The sequence below is a fragment of the Mangrovibacterium marinum genome (genome assembly GCF_003046625.1).
Taxonomy (GTDB): domain Bacteria; phylum Bacteroidota; class Bacteroidia; order Bacteroidales; family Prolixibacteraceae; genus Mangrovibacterium; species Mangrovibacterium marinum.
This window is the reverse complement of the sequence record NZ_QAAD01000005.1, coordinates 23,451-39,211: the sequence shown is the minus strand read 5'-3', so window position 1 is coordinate 39,211 and position 15,761 is coordinate 23,451. Positions and strand designations below refer to the sequence as shown.

Annotated in this window: 18 protein-coding genes; 7 read left to right on the top strand and 11 right to left on the bottom strand. The window is 45.1% G+C overall.

Annotation, left to right across the window (positions count from 1 at the left end; translation table 11 throughout):
* The first annotated feature begins 140 nt into the window (after positions 1-140).
* On the top strand, positions 141-1,004 hold the full coding sequence (locus tag C8N47_RS05875) for an AraC family transcriptional regulator (RefSeq protein ID WP_107821608.1): 864 nt from the start codon (positions 141-143) through the stop codon (positions 1,002-1,004).
* 66 nt (positions 1,005-1,070) lie between these two features.
* On the opposite strand, the gene C8N47_RS05870 is transcribed toward C8N47_RS05875, so the two are convergent.
* Together C8N47_RS05870 and C8N47_RS05865 are read right to left on the bottom strand one after the other, a co-directional pair.
* Positions 1,071-1,490: a secondary thiamine-phosphate synthase enzyme YjbQ gene (locus C8N47_RS05870; RefSeq protein WP_107821607.1), complete on the bottom strand. Its 420-nt coding sequence runs from the start codon at positions 1,488-1,490 to the stop codon at positions 1,071-1,073.
* Positions 1,491-1,516: 26 nt separating this feature from the next.
* Positions 1,517-2,716 (bottom strand): anaerobic sulfatase maturase, encoded by a 1,200-nt coding sequence (locus C8N47_RS05865; RefSeq protein ID WP_107821606.1) that lies wholly within the window; start codon positions 2,714-2,716, stop codon positions 1,517-1,519.
* Positions 2,717-2,979: 263 nt separating this feature from the next.
* Here C8N47_RS05865 and C8N47_RS18650 point away from each other — a divergent pair, with 263 nt between their 5' ends.
* From C8N47_RS18650 to C8N47_RS05855, 3 genes are all read left to right on the top strand, one after another.
* Positions 2,980-3,174, top strand: coding sequence for a hypothetical protein (locus C8N47_RS18650; protein ID WP_146161440.1), 195 nt, complete (start codon positions 2,980-2,982; stop codon positions 3,172-3,174).
* A gap of 167 nt (positions 3,175-3,341) precedes the next feature.
* Positions 3,342-5,330 (top strand): peptidase U32 family protein, encoded by a 1,989-nt coding sequence (locus C8N47_RS05860; RefSeq protein ID WP_170111304.1) that lies wholly within the window; start codon positions 3,342-3,344, stop codon positions 5,328-5,330.
* A gap of 177 nt (positions 5,331-5,507) precedes the next feature.
* A complete protein-coding gene (locus C8N47_RS05855) occupies positions 5,508-6,449 on the top strand; it encodes a DUF6807 family protein (RefSeq protein WP_107821604.1) in 942 nt (313 codons plus the stop codon).
* Here the strand turns inward: C8N47_RS05855 and C8N47_RS05850 are convergent.
* The 5 genes from C8N47_RS05850 to C8N47_RS05830 all read right to left on the bottom strand — a co-directional run bounded on the left by C8N47_RS05850 (position 6,436) and on the right by C8N47_RS05830 (position 10,998).
* Positions 6,436-7,476: a Gfo/Idh/MocA family oxidoreductase gene (locus C8N47_RS05850; RefSeq protein WP_107821603.1), complete on the bottom strand. Its 1,041-nt coding sequence runs from the start codon at positions 7,474-7,476 to the stop codon at positions 6,436-6,438. The genes C8N47_RS05855 and C8N47_RS05850 overlap by 14 nt on opposite strands.
* A gap of 479 nt (positions 7,477-7,955) precedes the next feature.
* Positions 7,956-8,408, bottom strand: a complete 453-nt coding sequence (locus tag C8N47_RS05845) for a hypothetical protein (RefSeq protein WP_170111303.1) — start codon at positions 8,406-8,408, stop codon at positions 7,956-7,958.
* 258 nt (positions 8,409-8,666) lie between these two features.
* Positions 8,667-9,542, bottom strand: a complete 876-nt coding sequence (locus tag C8N47_RS05840) for an HIT domain-containing protein (RefSeq protein ID WP_107821601.1) — start codon at positions 9,540-9,542, stop codon at positions 8,667-8,669.
* On the bottom strand, positions 9,524-10,645 hold the full coding sequence (locus tag C8N47_RS05835; RefSeq protein ID WP_107821600.1) for an HNH endonuclease domain-containing protein: 1,122 nt from the start codon (positions 10,643-10,645) through the stop codon (positions 9,524-9,526). Before C8N47_RS05835 ends, C8N47_RS05840 begins: the two co-directional genes overlap by 19 nt.
* Before the next feature lie 11 nt (positions 10,646-10,656).
* A complete protein-coding gene (locus tag C8N47_RS05830) occupies positions 10,657-10,998 on the bottom strand; it encodes a phospholipase D-like domain-containing protein (protein WP_107821599.1) in 342 nt (113 codons plus the stop codon).
* Between the two features lie 335 nt (positions 10,999-11,333).
* On the opposite strand from C8N47_RS05830, the gene C8N47_RS05825 reads away from it, so the two are divergent.
* A complete protein-coding gene (locus tag C8N47_RS05825; protein WP_107821598.1) occupies positions 11,334-11,966 on the top strand; it encodes a hypothetical protein in 633 nt (210 codons plus the stop codon).
* A gap of 442 nt (positions 11,967-12,408) precedes the next feature.
* Here C8N47_RS05825 and C8N47_RS05820 read toward each other — a convergent pair whose 3' ends face one another.
* Positions 12,409-13,011, bottom strand: coding sequence for a nucleotidyl transferase AbiEii/AbiGii toxin family protein (locus C8N47_RS05820; protein ID WP_107821597.1), 603 nt, complete (start codon positions 13,009-13,011; stop codon positions 12,409-12,411).
* A gap of 4 nt (positions 13,012-13,015) precedes the next feature.
* Positions 13,016-13,531, bottom strand: coding sequence for a helix-turn-helix transcriptional regulator (locus tag C8N47_RS05815; RefSeq protein WP_107821596.1), 516 nt, complete (start codon positions 13,529-13,531; stop codon positions 13,016-13,018).
* A gap of 800 nt (positions 13,532-14,331) precedes the next feature.
* On the opposite strand from C8N47_RS05815, the gene C8N47_RS05810 reads away from it, so the two are divergent.
* Both C8N47_RS05810 and C8N47_RS05805 read left to right on the top strand, forming a co-directional pair.
* Entirely contained in the window at positions 14,332-14,580 is a 249-nt protein-coding gene (locus C8N47_RS05810) for a type II toxin-antitoxin system HicA family toxin (RefSeq protein ID WP_107821595.1), read from the top strand.
* Positions 14,577-14,927 (top strand): type II toxin-antitoxin system HicB family antitoxin, encoded by a 351-nt coding sequence (locus C8N47_RS05805; RefSeq protein ID WP_107821594.1) that lies wholly within the window; start codon positions 14,577-14,579, stop codon positions 14,925-14,927. The genes C8N47_RS05810 and C8N47_RS05805 overlap by 4 nt, the downstream gene beginning before the upstream one ends.
* Before the next feature lie 100 nt (positions 14,928-15,027).
* Here C8N47_RS05805 and rplI read toward each other — a convergent pair whose 3' ends face one another.
* Together rplI and rpsR are read right to left on the bottom strand one after the other, a co-directional pair.
* Positions 15,028-15,474, bottom strand: a complete 447-nt coding sequence (rplI, locus tag C8N47_RS05800) for a 50S ribosomal protein L9 (RefSeq protein ID WP_107821593.1) — start codon at positions 15,472-15,474, stop codon at positions 15,028-15,030.
* Positions 15,475-15,490: 16 nt separating this feature from the next.
* Positions 15,491-15,760 (bottom strand): 30S ribosomal protein S18, encoded by a 270-nt coding sequence (gene rpsR / locus C8N47_RS05795; protein WP_107821592.1) that lies wholly within the window; start codon positions 15,758-15,760, stop codon positions 15,491-15,493.
* Between the last annotated feature and the right edge of the window lies 1 nt (position 15,761).

Sequence of the window (15,761 nt, the reverse complement as noted above, 5' to 3'; positions counted from 1 at the left end):
CGATTTAATCCGGTTTAAAATGATTATTATACTTTTGGTTTGATTCTATTTCATTACAGCATGTCAAAATTAACGGCAGATGCAGAAATCATCAATACACAAAATGGCAATTTAGTTACACTTTTTGACCCTATATTTGAATGGCTGACTTTTTAAAATACCTAACACCGGGGGAACGCGACAAAGCCTGGGGAATTTATCTGAATGTAGCCGGATCATCACGGGTACAGCCCAATAGTGTTTATCCGTCGCCGCAACATCCGTCGGGATATCACTTTAATTGGGAACAAGGACGTTTATTGAATGAGTACCAGATAAACTACATTACCGAGGGCAAAGGCATTATTGAAACAGAAGCGGGAAAGCAGCAGATAAAGCCCGGGAGCATCCTGTTAATCAGGCCCAACTTCTGGCATCGGTACCGCCCCTTAAAAAATACCGGATGGAAAGAGCAATTTATCGGCTTTAGCGGTTCCATTGCCGATCAGTTTTTAGGTCACAACCTGTTTTCGAGCAAACTGCCGCTAATGCAAATTGGCATGCACGAAGAGGTGCTGGACACTTATTTGAAGATTTTTGATTTAGTGCGCGACGAAAAACCCGGCTACCAGCAAATTGCCTCGGGCATGATTGTCAAACTATTGGGGTATCTGCTTTCCATCGAGATGCAAAAAGAATTTACGGGAAAGCGAATTGCACATATCATTGAGGAAGTGCGATTTAAAATGCGGGCTGCTGTTGACGGCAACATCGATTTGAAGGAACTTGCCGACCACTACAACATTGGCTACTCCTACTTCCGGAAGATGTTTAAAAGCTACACGGGTGTGGCGCCGCACCAATATTATTTGGAGTTGAAGATTATGCGCGCCAGGGAACTGCTACTGTCAACCGATAAGAGTGTGAAGGAAATCAGCTTTGAGTTGGGCTTTCAGTCCATTCACTATTTCAGCCGCATCTTTAAAAGCAAAACAGGAATTAGCCCGAGTGAACTGAGAAAATAAATCGTAAAATCGCTTGTTCACCCAGGCTATCAACTATCTAAAACAGGAATCTACTTCCCTTCTATTTCAGGAATAAACCGTTAAAACCAGTTGGCGGGGGCCACCATGATCGCGAAACTCGCACATATAAATGCCTTGCCAGCTTCCCAGGTTCATCTTCCCGCCGGTAATCGGGATGGTTACTTCGCAGCCGATCAATGCTGCTTTGATATGTGCAGGCATATCGTCGCCCCCCTCCGAAGTATGCGTATATATCCGGTTATTCTCCGGGACAATGATATTCATCGTCGACTCAAAGTCGCGACGAACAGCCGGATCCACATTTTCATTCAGGGTAATCCCAGCCGAGGTGTGTTTTACCAAAATATGCAACAAACCAGCCTCCGGCAAATCGGGCAAGCCAGCCAACTCCGTTTCAACAACATCCGTAATTAAATGATAGCCCCGACGGAAAGCAGGCAACTTTATTTCTTTTTGCTGAATCATAAGTTTAAATTTTTAAGTTAAACGTTTTATTTGATAAGGTCATTATAGGCATGATAGTTTCCGTTTGTTTGCTGAGCCTGCTGCTGATCGTGTTGCTGTTGCTGCCATTGCAGGGCAAGCTCGCTCAAGGTGGCATCGGCATGCTCAAAAAACAATTTATAAGAGGCACAAAAGCGCGGTTTCCGGTGATCCTGCGGGTCTTTAATCCGGTCTTTCGTACAACCGCCAAAACATTTAGTCAGCCAACGGCACTGGCGACATTCGCGCGGTAAAACCGACTTGGCCTGACCAAAGGCCGTTTGCTTTTTCGAATTCAGCATATTAATCAACTTATCGTGCTGAAGATTTCCCAGTTTCCACTTCGGCTCCACAAAGAAGTCGCAACTGTAAATATTGCCGTTATGCTCAACAACCACATAGGGCGCACATTCCTTCATCATGGTGCATTCCGGTGCTTCAAGGCCCACATAACTGTAAAAAACCGACTCGAAGTGACGGATTGAAGTGGTTGGCTGCCCATTTTCAAAATCCGCCAGCCACAGGTCGAAAAGCTTATTCAGGAAATGACCGTAATCGACAGCCGAAACCGAAAAACCCGCTGCCCGTGTCGGATCATTTTTATCGGTCTCCACAACCGGAATAAACTGCATAAAATTCAGGCCCAACGATTTGTAATAAGCATATAACTCCTCCGGGTATTTCACCGAATGACTGGTCACACAACACATGGCATTTACCGCCACCCCTTCTTCGAGCAACATCCGGGCATTGTCCTCCACCCGTCGGTGCGATCCTTGGCCTGCCCGATCTAACCTGAAATGATTATGAATAAACTCCGGGCCATCGAGCGAGAGGCCAACCAGCCAATCGTACTTTTTCAGAAATTTAGCCCATTCCCGGTTCAACAAAAGCCCATTGGTTTGCAAGCCATTGCCCACCGTTTGGCTGTGTCCGTATTTTTGCTCCAGCTCAACCGCTTTGCGGTAAAAATCCAGTCCCATCAAAGTGGGCTCTCCCCCCTGCCAGCTAATGGTGACCTGCTCGCCCGACTGCTGCATCACCTGGCGAATTGTTTCCTCCAGTGTCTGCTCACTCATTCGGTGGGCTTGCTCCTTACCAAACAATTCGGCTTTTTCCAAATAAAAACAATAGGTGCATCCCAGGTTGCAATCCGGCCCCGAGGGTTTTATTAAAACTGATGTTAAAGGTTTTCGTCTTACTGCCATTTTTTCTCTTTCTACTCTAATCAAAATCGCGAAATCAAAGTCAAGATAGCAAAATAAATTGTTCCTTTTCACTTTTCCTCCGCCGATCTTTAGTTGCACTTGTTTCGTGCCTCCGATCCCGATAATGCAACTATTCGGGAATGAGTTTATTGCAAAAGTCACCTATTCGACCGGTTCTGACTATGCCTCAACAGCCTCTCCTCAATATTGCCGCCCGATTTTTTATCGGGCTCGCTCCCCAAAAAAGGAAATAAAATCAGCAGATGCCGTTGAAAGTCGCGCTCATTTTACATCTTATCACAATAAGGCTATATGCCGAAGGTGTTAAAACCTGTACTCCCGCTTCGGTGGGAGTTTTCTTTTTTAAACCATTGATAGCTGTTGGCCTATTAGAACTGATCATCATCGATCGCCGGCAGTTGGCAGCAGGCTTAGCAAAAAGATTTTTCAATTTATAATTTTTAGTCGAGCAATGGTTCTATTTCCATAACTTTTTTACGAACGACTGGTTTTCGATGACCAACAGGGCTTCCGGCTATACGAAGCGCATTTTTATTATGATCATATACTTATGGTTTTTCGATTTATCCGCCGGTTTTTGCTATTTTTGCGCAAACTTTACACCATGCATAAAAACAAAACTGAGTTACTGGTTCCGGCCGGAAGTGTCGATTCGTTCCGGGCAGCCCTTCGTGGTGGTGCCGATGCCGTTTACCTCGGATTAAAGCGCTTTAACGCCCGGGTTCGGGCTAACAATTTCAGCGAGGAGCAGCTGCCGGCCATCCTGCAAGAGGCTCGTAAGCATGGTGCCAAAGTGTACATCACCCTAAACACGGTAGTTAAAAATGCCGAACTGCCGAGTTTGCTCGATTTTATGGCCTACCTGGAGCGCGTTGGCGTTGATGCAATTATTGTGCAGGACTGGGGCGTTTTTGCACTGGCACGCCAGCACTTTCCCCGCTTAACCATCCATGCCAGCACCCAGATGGGTACGCACAATTCGGTGGGGGTCGACTATGCAGCGCAGCTTGGCATAAAGCGCGTGGTGCTGGCGCGCGAGCTCACACTGCCCGAGGTGGAAGCAGTGGCTGACAAGCCGGCCTGCGAGCTCGAGATTTTTATTCACGGGGCACTGTGTTACTCCTTCTCGGGGCAGTGTTTCTTCAGCAGCTATATTGGTGGCCGCGGGGCCAACCGGGGAATGTGCAGCCAGCCCTGCCGCATGGTTTACCAGGACCGGCAGGAAAAGAAGTACCTGTTTAACCTGAAGGACAACCAGCAGCTGGCTACCCTCGGCCAACTGCGCGAGTACGGCATTCATTCCTTAAAGGTTGAAGGGCGAATGAAATCGGCCGATTACGTGTACCAGGTGGCCTCGGCTTACCGGCTGGCGCTGGATCATCCGGAGAAAACCAACGATGCCGAAGCTATGCTCCAGATGGATTTTGGCCGCGAGAAAACCGGTTACTTCCTGGCTCAAAATGTATCGGGAGCCATTGCCGACAACTCCAACACGGGCATTTTGCTGGGGCCAATTACGCGTGTTGGTAAAAACGAAATCACCTTTTACAGTAGTCGCGAGTTGAAAAACAACGACCGCCTGCGCATTCGCCACGCTAAAACCAACCAAACATTTAACCTCAAGGTGGAGGATCTGTGGGAAGAAAAAGGCCGCTATACCATTCCCTTCGATGGGAAGCAAGCGGTCGCAGCCGGCGACGAGCTGTATTTAATCGGACGCCGGGAGCAGTCGTTCCCTTCGCGGCTGCCCAAGGTCGCAGCGCCACAGGTGAGGCTCAGCTTGCAGCAAAAGAATAAGTACTTGCAGCAACTGGCAATCCCTGACCGCACGCCCGACCGCGAGAGTCTTTTTATCCGCGTGGACGACAGCGGCTGGTTCCCGTTTATCCGAACCGAGGAAGTGGAGTGCATCCTGCTGTCGCTGGGGCGCCATCAACTGGAGGCGCTGAACCTGGATCAGAAATTCATTCAGAAAAACCGCGCCAAAATAGCCATTGAACTTCCCAAGTTTATTGCCCAGGGGCACTTGGAAGAGTGGAAAAAGCTGATCGCAAAGGCCGAAGATAAAGGCATCAGGCACTTTTTTGTGAGCCATCTGTCGCAAAAGCTGCTCCTGTCGCCATCAAGCACCGTGAGCTGCAACGAGCAGGTTTACGTGTATAACGATGCCGCTTCGAAGTTCCTGAAAAGTCAGCACATCAACCATTTCTGCTATTCGCTCGAGAATGATTCGGACAACTTGCAGAAACTTCAAAACAAACAGGGCATTGTGTTGCTGCACAGCATCCCCGAGCTGTTTTATTCGCGTATGCCTGTAAAAGTTGAAAACAAGGAAAATACCTTCAAAGACGAGTTCAACAAAACATACCTGAAAGAAAGCAAGGAAGGAATAACCATGGTGCTGCCCGACCGGCCGGTGAACTTGTTTCCGTATAAAAAGCAGCTGCTCGGTGCAGGCTTCATACGTTTTATGTTCGACCTGAAACACCAGGAGCCCAATCCGCGGTTAATCAAAAAGCTGTTTTTGAACTACCGCTCCGGGCAGGCCATACAACCGTCAACTGTTTTCAACTTCAAGAAAGGCTTGCAGTAATAAGAACTGAACGAAATAAAATCACGAAATCCTGTTTCAAAATGGCATTCATTTTTTATCTTAGAACGCTTCATCAAGCTATTCCGGATCGAATAGATCGAGGCCGTGTCCATACTGCCTCGCAACAAATGCCGGAATGATTTGATGAATTGAAAACCAATAACGACCAAACCCACTATGAATAAAACGCGACTTATCACGGCAATTTTACTGTTTTCCGTTTCTCAACTTTCGGCCCAAATCAGCCTTAAAAAGGAGCTGGGAGGCATTTGGATTACCGATGCCGGACAAAACATTGCTTTTTACCAAAAGGAGCCGATGAGCCTTAACGCGACCGAAAAACGCAATAACTTTCTTCACCCGGTTATGCTCCCCGATGGCACAACGGTCACCGAAAATATTCCGGACGACCACCCGCATCACCGGGGAATATTTTGGGCCTGGCACCAGATTTTTATCGGCGATCAGCAGGTTAGCGATGGCTGGGACCTGAAAAACTTTATGGTCGATGTGAAAAGCATCGAGTTTCAGCGTACACCCAACGGCGATGGCTTACTGAAAACCGGCTCGTTCTGGAAATCGCCGCTTTACAAAGATGGCACCGAAGCCTACCTGGAAGAAACAACCACCTATACCTTCCACCAGAAGAAGGGCAACTACCGCCTGATTCACTTTAAGATTCGCCTGGTTCCGCTGGTCGAAGGGCTTAAACTTGGTGGCTCGAACGACGAAAAAGGCTACGGCGGCTTTTCGGCCCGCCTGAAACTTCCCGCCGATGTTGTGCTGAAGTCGGCCGAGGGAACCATCAAAGCCACCAACACAGCCGTGCAGGCCGGTAATTATGTGATTGTTAGCGGCTCGATGGCCAAAAACGGAAACGGTCCCGGCGGGGTGATGCTTTACGCCGATCCCAACAACCCGCTAAATTCACAAAGCTGGATCCTGCGCGATAAAGACAGTATGCAGAATGCCGTTTTTCCCGGGCGCTACCCCATTGCGCTGGAGAAAGATGTTCCGCTGGAGCTGAACTACACCATCGTGTTGTTTACCGGAAAACTAAAAGAACGCTACGTGCTCCGGGATATTCAGGCCGACGATTCGGCCCTTACAGACGAATAGTACGCTGTTCCTGATCGCTCAGCAAACAGGCCTCCAGAACACGCAAACAGTCGCGGCTTTCCTCGGGCTTCACCAGCAAGCTTTCGCCATTTGTAATTGCGCCGTACACATTTTCGTAGAACAGCGCATAGTTACCCCGAATGGTTTCCATCTTTTGGCGTATTGGCTGCCCGTCCTTTTCGGTATGCAGCATTCCCCAGGCACTTTCCGGCTCTTCGCCCCAGCCTGATCCACCGGGTAGTTGTCCGGCTTTCAGGGCTTCCTCCTGCGGATCGATGCCCCACTTCTGATACGAGCCCAGGGTGCCATGCAGCGAGTAACGAGGGCCCGGCTCACGCACCAGGTACGAGCTTTTCAGCAGCGCAGCAAAGCCGTCGTACTGCAAGCGAATATCGTAATAATCCGGAACACGTCCTCCGGTACGCAAAGTGGCCAGATGAGCCGTTACCGCCCCGGGCATACCAAATAAATTCAGCGCCTGATCAACCGCATGCGAACCTAAATTGTACAACACGCCTACCCGATCAATGCCTTCTTCCTTCCAGGTATCGGCTTGAATGAAATTGCGGTAGCGATCGAAGTGCGACTCAAACTCCACCAAACGTCCTAAAAGGCCTTCGGTTATGATTTTTTTCACGGTCAGGAAATCGCCGTCCCAACGCCGGTTCTGGTAAACGGTTAGCACCAGTCCTTTTTCGTTGGCCAGGGCAATGAGCTCGTTGGCCTGCTCCACCGTTTGGGTGAATGGCTTCTCAACAACAACATGCTTTCCGGCCAGCAAAGCTTGTTTGCACATCTCGTAATGCAAATAATCGGGCGTATTAACCACCACCAGCTTAATCCGGGGATCATCCAGCAAAGCAGCATAGTTACGCACAATGGTGGCCTCGGAGAAAAGTGCGGCCGAGCGGTTCTTCGATCGTTCCAAAATCGATCTGACTTCGAAATCAGGATTTGCCTTCAGCGAAGGGCCGTGAAACACCATGCCCGACATACCATAAGAAGCTATCGCCGTTTGAATCTTCATCGTTATTTTTTTAGCAGTTTGACAATGCAAGTTAACAAACCCAGCGACTTCGCGAAAAAAACCAGCACTCCTCCAGCTCCGGAGTAGCGAAATCGTTGTAGCAAAATCGCCATAAGCAGAAATCCGAGCTCCGGAGGAGCGGCACATACGAGGCTGTTGGGGGCAGTTGCGCTCCTACGGAGCTCCTGTATCTCTACGCCCAGCCGTCCCGACGGGACTGGAATTTGCGCTTACCTTTCGAAACCCTCCGCTTTAAAACCGGAAGTTAACGCCCAACCGCCAATACGGCCGTTTTCTTGGTCGAGCCGACAAAGGGAGTTTCGCCCTAAGCTCCTCACAGCACCTCCCCCCGACTAATCGGGACAAGCGTTGACAGTCTCCCGTCATCCGGCTCCGGTTTTGCAAACCGAAAGGTTTCATCCAGTTATGCCGACTTGCCAGTGATAAAACAAGCCCGGAAACGGATCCCGAACCCGGCGTTAAACCAAGCTTCGATCTAAACCAAGTTCGTTGCCTACATCCAGAGATCTCCTGCCACTTAGACAGAGATTGACAACCATCATTTTAAACTCTTTGTCGCACTTCTTTCGTGTTTTCTCTTTCATGTTCTCTCTTTCATACTCTAGAGATAGGGGCTTAACTTTGTGTCCTCGCCAATGTAGCAGATCCAGTAGGCATCGACAGTAATTTCCGGTGCCAGTTTGGTGCCTTTTTAAACCACAAACCAGTGTTCCCGCCCATTGCTCGGGATAACTGCCAGCAACTAACTGATATAAAGGAGTGATTTCCCAATAAAAACGATTAATTTTATCATCCGACATCAATTGAAACTGGCAAATCCAGTATAAAAAGGTGGGATTGGTCATTTGATGATGGCTTTCGCACCCCTGTAGAGGAAAGTGATTGATTTGCTTTCCTCTTTTTCTTATCAATACGATTTAATTCGTGATGAGAATAACCCTGTTGGTAGCCCTGAACCCCTCACTTTGCAGCACCTCCGTCTACAAGCAAAGGAATAATTCACAAAAAAAGAGCTCTTTATTCAACTCAAAATAAAGAACTTGAATCATTGCAAATAATTTGAAAAAGGAACATTTAGTTATTGAATTTACTTTCCTTATTTTTGCTCATTATGAGTAAGCTTCGATTCAGTGGACATGATACTTTTGTTCTCTTAAAAAGGGTTTTATTCAATCTATAGTATAATCCCGCTTCTCTGGAATCACTCCGCGAACACCTCCAGTTGGATTTTCAATATCACCAGCATATCGGGGAATTAAATGAATGTGAACATGAGGAATCGTTTGCCCCCCGGCCTGATTAATATTTACTCCCACGTTGAAACCATTAGGATTAAATTCACTCGCTATAATGCACTTAACATGATTAAGCAAAAACCAACAAGCCTGTTGTTCTTTTATGCTTAATTCAAAATAGTCAGCACAATGACGTTTAGGAATAATTAAAGCATGGCCGGGATTGACCGGAAATTTATCAAAAATAGCAAATGCAGTAGCCGTTTCTGCAATAAAAGCTTGCTCCGGGGTTGAATTACAAAATGGGCAACTGATATTAATCGTTTTTTCAATACGGTTGAAATGCTGATACTCGTAAATTTCACAATTCCCGTTGACGAAGACAGACCGGAACGGAAGCTTGACATTACACTGATAGGTTTTCTTTTTATGTAATTTGTGAGTACGGTATCCTTCAAACTGAAGATCACGACGTACTGCGAAATAAGCTTTCCCAGTAGGCCTCAACAGTCGAGAGATCTCGACCAAGACTTTTGCTTGCTCCTCTGGCAATAACACGTTCAATACATAGAAACAAAGTATTGTATCGAACTTCTTTTGAGGATACTCCGGGAAATAGTGGACATCATATCCTTTCACATTCATGCCCAATTCAGATAGCAATTGAACATCAGATCCAAAGCCGCACCCAAAATCGAGAATTTCTCCTTTGAGCCAGCCACGCTCTATGGCCAGTCGAGCAGGAAACGAAAGACGATCGCGCTCTTTAGCAGTGAGATAATGATATTGATTTAATTTCGTCCGTCCCATTGGTCGAATCCGCGTTGAGAAATTAGATAATCACACGTACTTTTTAGCTGAGTAATGGCAGTTGTTTCCCAAGAATCAAAATTAGTGTCACCAAGCAATGTGACACCGATCTCCTTTCTGAAACGTTCATGTTGAAACTGATTCAGTATATCCCAATACTGGATGATCAGTTCTTTTTGCGATTCGATTAGTGCAGCAGACGGAATTTTGTCTCTCTTCCGACTATTTGTAATTGAATCACTTGGAAGTAGATTCCACAAGTCGTTATTTTTCCACACTGAAAATGGAATCAAGTGGTCAAGATCATACTTCCTAAGTTTCCTTCCTGTCCACACGCAATATACATTCCCCTGCTCCTGCAGATAGTTATTGAAAATCTTTTTTGATTCGTTCACCTCCCTTTCTGTGACCGGACTTCGCAAAACATCATTCAATACTTGACTCACCGACAGGTTATCCGAAGACATCCGCACCGAAAACTCAGCCCACTTAAACAAGATAGAATCCTTACCCGCGATAAACGAACCAAAAACCCGAAAGGCATCATAGTATTCTCGGGGGATGGAAAAGCTACCCAGCCTATTTATCAGATATTCTGCATCTATTATATTAATCCGCTTACTGGCTTCACTTCGTTTCTCAACCCTAAAAATGGAATAATACTCTTTGCTAAGTGATCGACCGATATACCGCATGGGCATTTTCGTGACCGTGTCTTTGATTTTACTTGCCAGCGCTTTAAAGTCATCCTCTAAATCTACTGGTATTCCTCTAGTCTTTAAATCATTATAAAACGCAGAAAATCCACCTCTCAACTTATACTTATCCGTAAATTCCAGCAACTGTTTGCCAAATGCCAATTCAGTTTCTCCTCCTATCTGTGGAATACTCAGAGATGAATCGAAAATTGGATAGTAATAAAGTAACCATTTTTCAACCAACAGCCCTGTAGGAAAAATGACACGATCCCCTTCTACAACAATAAACGGAGAATTATCTTGTATAAGATCAATGACAGCACGAAGCAAGGCAAACTTATAAGTCGAAGTTTTGCTTTCCCGTTCAATAATTCTGCTAATATTGGTTAATACATATTCCTTCATTCAATAGTAATTCACCGAGATACAAATAACGAGGTTAATCGCTTCATCTCGGCCTCTTCAACCGCAGAATCTGAATTTGCTTCATCCAAAAGCATTTTGTCCTGATAAGAAAGAAAATGGTTAGTAATAATCCGAAGAGTACCGCCTTTGTGGATGAATTGTGCAAAACCATACGACAAAGTGCGAATTGCGTTGGAACTAAAATAGCCAAGTTTCAAGTCGATATGCTTGCAATTTGGTATAGTCAGCATAAAAAACTCGATTGGAAGATGATTTCCATCAGAGCTATATTCTAGGGTTAGCGGATATACAATATCTCTTAGCATAGCGATAGGCACTTTAGTATTTGGCATTTGTTAAAATCCAAATTTACAAAATTATCGTTTAACAAGGCTTTATTTACGATATTTTATTTCCGTATGAGAACCACATCCGACTTCAGGAACCATCCGATCCAATCTGCAACTTTCGTCGGAATTTTTATCCGCTCTCTGTTTTATTTATCCGCTTGGTGATATAGGCCTACTCCCCCTATACGATTCCTTCGGAGATCCTTCTTGGAAAGTTCGGGGTTTCTGTAAGGTTTCTGTATGGTTTCTGTATGCTTACTGTATCTTTTTATACAGAAAACTAGTATAAACCTTAGAGTTAAAAAGTAAGAAGTACGAACCTTTCAAGAAGAATCTCTATGGCAAAGGCGAAGGTAGCAGGAGGATTTCAGTTAAGTGGTAAATTGGGGAACACGCTGGTTTTTGTTCCTTATGGCGATGAAGTGATTGTTCGCTCGGCGCCGGAAAAGCGTAAGCGCGATAGCTGGAGCCCGAAGCAACAGGAACACCGGATGCGTTTCCGGGCCTTGAGCTTTTTTTATAAAGCTTACCGCGAAAATGTTGTTAAGCCGATCTGGAATCTGTCGGCAACCGTGAAATATACCGGCTATAACCTGTTTGTCCAGGCCAATATGCCGGCTTTTGGTCGTTACGGAGCACTGACGGATCCCGACTTGTTGCATTTTTCAACAGGCCCGGTTCCCTTGCCGCAAGAGCTTCGGGTGGAGCGGTCGGCCGACGACCCGGCTGTTGTTCGGATTAGCTGGAGCACCGACCAGCTGAGCCGGCAAGCCCAAACGAACGATTGCCTGATGGGGATTTATTACTCCCGGGATGGCAGCCAGCCTTTTGAAATCGGTGCAACGCGTGGGCAAGGCGAAGCATTGCTCCCCCTGAAAGAGTGGCAAATTACCAGGCAATTTCATATCCACTTGTTTTTCCGGCGCGATGATCGTTCCGCCTATTCTCCGGATCGCTGTTTTCTGGTCTGAAACGCGGGAAAAGCAGAGGTTTAGTAGTGAGTCTTGAGTAGCGAGTCGTGAGTAGCGAGTCGTGAGTCTTGAGTAGTGAGACCAGATAACCAAAAGCACTACGGCTCAGCAACCATTCATAAAACAGGGCTACAGCATCATGAAAGAGGCTGTCCAAAAAGTATGAAGAGATTTTTCAAAGCTATCAAATTGTAAGTCCGTTCAAACTACATGCCCCCTAAATCCTCCCGAAAAGTTGGGGACGGGCTCTGAAGGGGACTTTAAGCCATCCGGCAGCTGACGGAGAGCTTTGCCCGCCTGCCGGTGGGCAGGGAGGGTAAAATCAGCTAGAGCTTTCAATTTGTAAGTCTGAGTTTCTTCTTATCGACTTTTTAGACAGCCCCAACAATCATTCACCAGTTAGCTTCTCGATTGCTTCCACAAAATCCAGCTTAATGAGTTCTCAATGTTTGCTCCTTAGGCAGATGGGCTCAAAATCATTATCGGCTGCTTCAAAATTGGTAAAATTCTTGAGTATCTCAGTGGGTTCATGGGAGTAGGGATAGCGTTCTTCATGCAACAAAATCATTTGTGGAATCGAATAATATTCTAATAATTCGTGCAAATCCCAAAAGTGCTTTTTCCGCGCTATGCGACTTACAAGGTCGATTTTCATTGCCGTTATATCGTCGAGACTAGCTAACCGTATATTGTCAACATTTAAAACAGGCCGAATAAAAGGATCGGTATAAAACAAATCAAGTTTAATACAATCATCCGCCGAATTTCCTATAAAGTAGGATTTACCCATTGCAACAGGTCCGTCAAATGAATCAATATATTCAAAACTAACTTTTAGATGCTTATCGATTAAATCAAAATCAATTTCGCCATAAGGAGTCTCGGTAAATAAGTCAATATCGACGGATTCACGATGACCTAACTGCAAACTTAAAGCGGTTCCACCAACCAGCCGAAAAGGATCGAAGATTTTTTCCCCCATCAGCCAGGACAAGATTTCTCGTAGCTGAGGCGTTACCGTATTGTATTTTAATTGTTTGGTCATCTACTTATCGGAGATATTTCTGTATATTATTTTCCAGTATTGACGAACGGTTTGAGAGCTGGGCCAAAATAGCCTGCACTTCCTGTTCGCCATAGAAACGAATTATTTCTCCAATTTCCTGTTCATTCCCCCGTTCGAATACGCGCCTAATAACACTGGTTTTACTCTTCGCCCAATTAATCGAATTTATAGCTGTATCCCAAAACAAAACAGGTCGCAAAAGTTTTAAATTAGGATGTTCATGCTGGGTTTGTTTTTTCTTTTGTTGCTCAATATCGTAATACGCTTGTAATACGGCAAAGAAACTTTCATCAATACCCAAAGCATCACCAAGTCTTATGGACAATGAGGGATTGATGCGACGTTTCCCCTTCGTAATATCTCCCAAAAGCTGAGGATATTCATCAATCAACATCGCCAATCGTCTTTTAGGCAATCTTCTTTTTTTTAATTCCCTGTCAAGAATAAAACCGGGATGTATCCCCTTTAAAATTGTAATATTTTTATCTATTGAATCCATCGCAGTAACAAATATAAACAAATTTGTTTACACCCTGAGACCATGCTCTGTTTGATTATCAAAGGACACTCACAAAAGTACCTCCATGGCATCATCTACTAACGAGTTAAGTATTGAGTCGTGAGTAGTGAGTCGTAAGTCTTGAGTAGAGAGTATTGAGTAGAGAGTCTTGAGTAGAGAAAACAGGCTGTAAGTACAGTTAGTCATAAGTCCGAACACACAGGGATCAGGATTCAGTGATCAATCGCAGTCTGAGACAATTTACGATTGGACGATTGACCATTTACGATTGACCAAGATGAGTATTTGCTCGAAACCCACATGTTTATTCGATCTTGAATATTGGTTATTGGAAATTCGAAGCCAGCAGCATCATCGCTTTTCCCCACATCGTATGTTGGTAGGGAGCGTTTCTTTTCTATAAATATGCTCCCCTCCGGACTTCGATCGTCAATCAGTTCTCCGCGTCGTCTCCGCGAACGTTGCGATTAAAAAGCTTGCTGATTACAACCTGTCAGCGTCCGCAGGTCCTGACAGCGTTTACGATCTGGCATCCGTTGTTTATTCCAAAAATGAGGGAATAAGGTTGATTGCCGATCTTTCGGTTCTCTACGAAGGTTAAAGAGGTGCTGGTTGGTTGAAAATTGCGCCATTAGTGAAGGCATGGGGCATAGCAACGAAAAAACGACGACAATCTACCTGAGAAGCTTTGCAGATAGTTAGCTGGACGAATTGAATAGAAAACTATTATAGCAAATTCTTGCAACTGTTTTTTAGTTGCATTTTTATATATTTGTATTATGAGCAAAATTGAGAAGCTGATTAGCCGGTTTAAGAGTAAACCCAAAGATTTTACTTATAACGAGCTGGTAACGCTACTGGCTTATTTTGGGTACAAGCAAGCCCAGGGAGCCGGATCGAGAGTCGTATTTGCCAACGAGAAAAGCGGGCACAAAATGAAACTACACAAGCCACATCCGGGAAACATCTTAAAACGCTACCAGTTCGATTTAATTGAGCAGGAACTAAAAAATACGAATGCACTATGAAAAATGTATTGGAATATAAAGGTTTTTTGGGCACGGTGAATTACAGCGCCGATGACCGGGTTTTCTTTGGCAAAGTAGAGGGAATAAATGATCTGGTAACTTTTGAGGGGACTACCGTTGACGAATTGGAGGCCGCCTTTAAAGAAATGGTGGATGGCCATATTGAAGATTGTGAACGCGAAGGAAAGCCGCTTGAGAAATCGTATAAAGGAAGTTTTAACGTACGACTGAGCAGCGAGCTACACAAAAGAGCCGCACAAATGGCAGCCGCCAAAGGCATTACCTTAAACCAACTGGTAAAACATGCTTTGAAGCGCGAACTGCACGAAGAAAACGAAGTTGATTAAGATTTCCTCGATAAAAACCAAGAAAGCCGGCAGTGTGTGAAGCTGCCGGCTTTTATTGTTTGAAAAAAACGTGATTCTGTGTGTGTTTGAAAAAATTTAATTATTCTGAAACAACTTCGAAGTTGAAATCAACAATAACTTCTTTGTGCAATTTGATTTTTGCTGTAAACTGACCAACTTCTTTGATGTTGTCTTCAGCCAAACGGATTTGTTTGCGGTCGATGTTGAAGCCCAATGCGTTGATTGCTTCAGCCAATTGAATGGTGTTAACCGAACCGAAAATTTTACCAGACGAGCTGGTTTTTGCACCAATAGTTACTGATTTGCCTTCCATCTGAGCAGCCAATGCCAAAGCTTCTTCTTTCAGTTTCGCTTCTTTGTGGGCACGTTGCTTGATGTTTTCAGCCAAAATCTTCTTGGTTGATTCGTTGGCTACGATAGCCATTTTCTGAGGAATCAAGTAGTTACGGCCATAACCGTCTTTTACTTTAACGATATCGTCTTTGCTCCCCAGGTTGTTAATATCTTGCAATAAAATGATTTCCATTGTGTCTTTCTTTTTCTTATTTCAACATATCAGTTACGAAGGGCAGCAATGCTAAGTGACGGGCACGTTTTACTGCTTTTGCCACTTTACGCTGATACTTCAGTGAAGTACCGGTAATACGGCGAGGAAGAATGCGACCTTGTTCGTTCAAGAACTTTTTCAAGAACTCAGGATCTTTATAATCCACATACTTGATTTTGTTCTTTTTGAAACGGCAGTATTTTTTCTTTTTGATTTCTACTGACGGGGGAGTCAGATAACGGATTTCACCTTGATTACTTGCCATA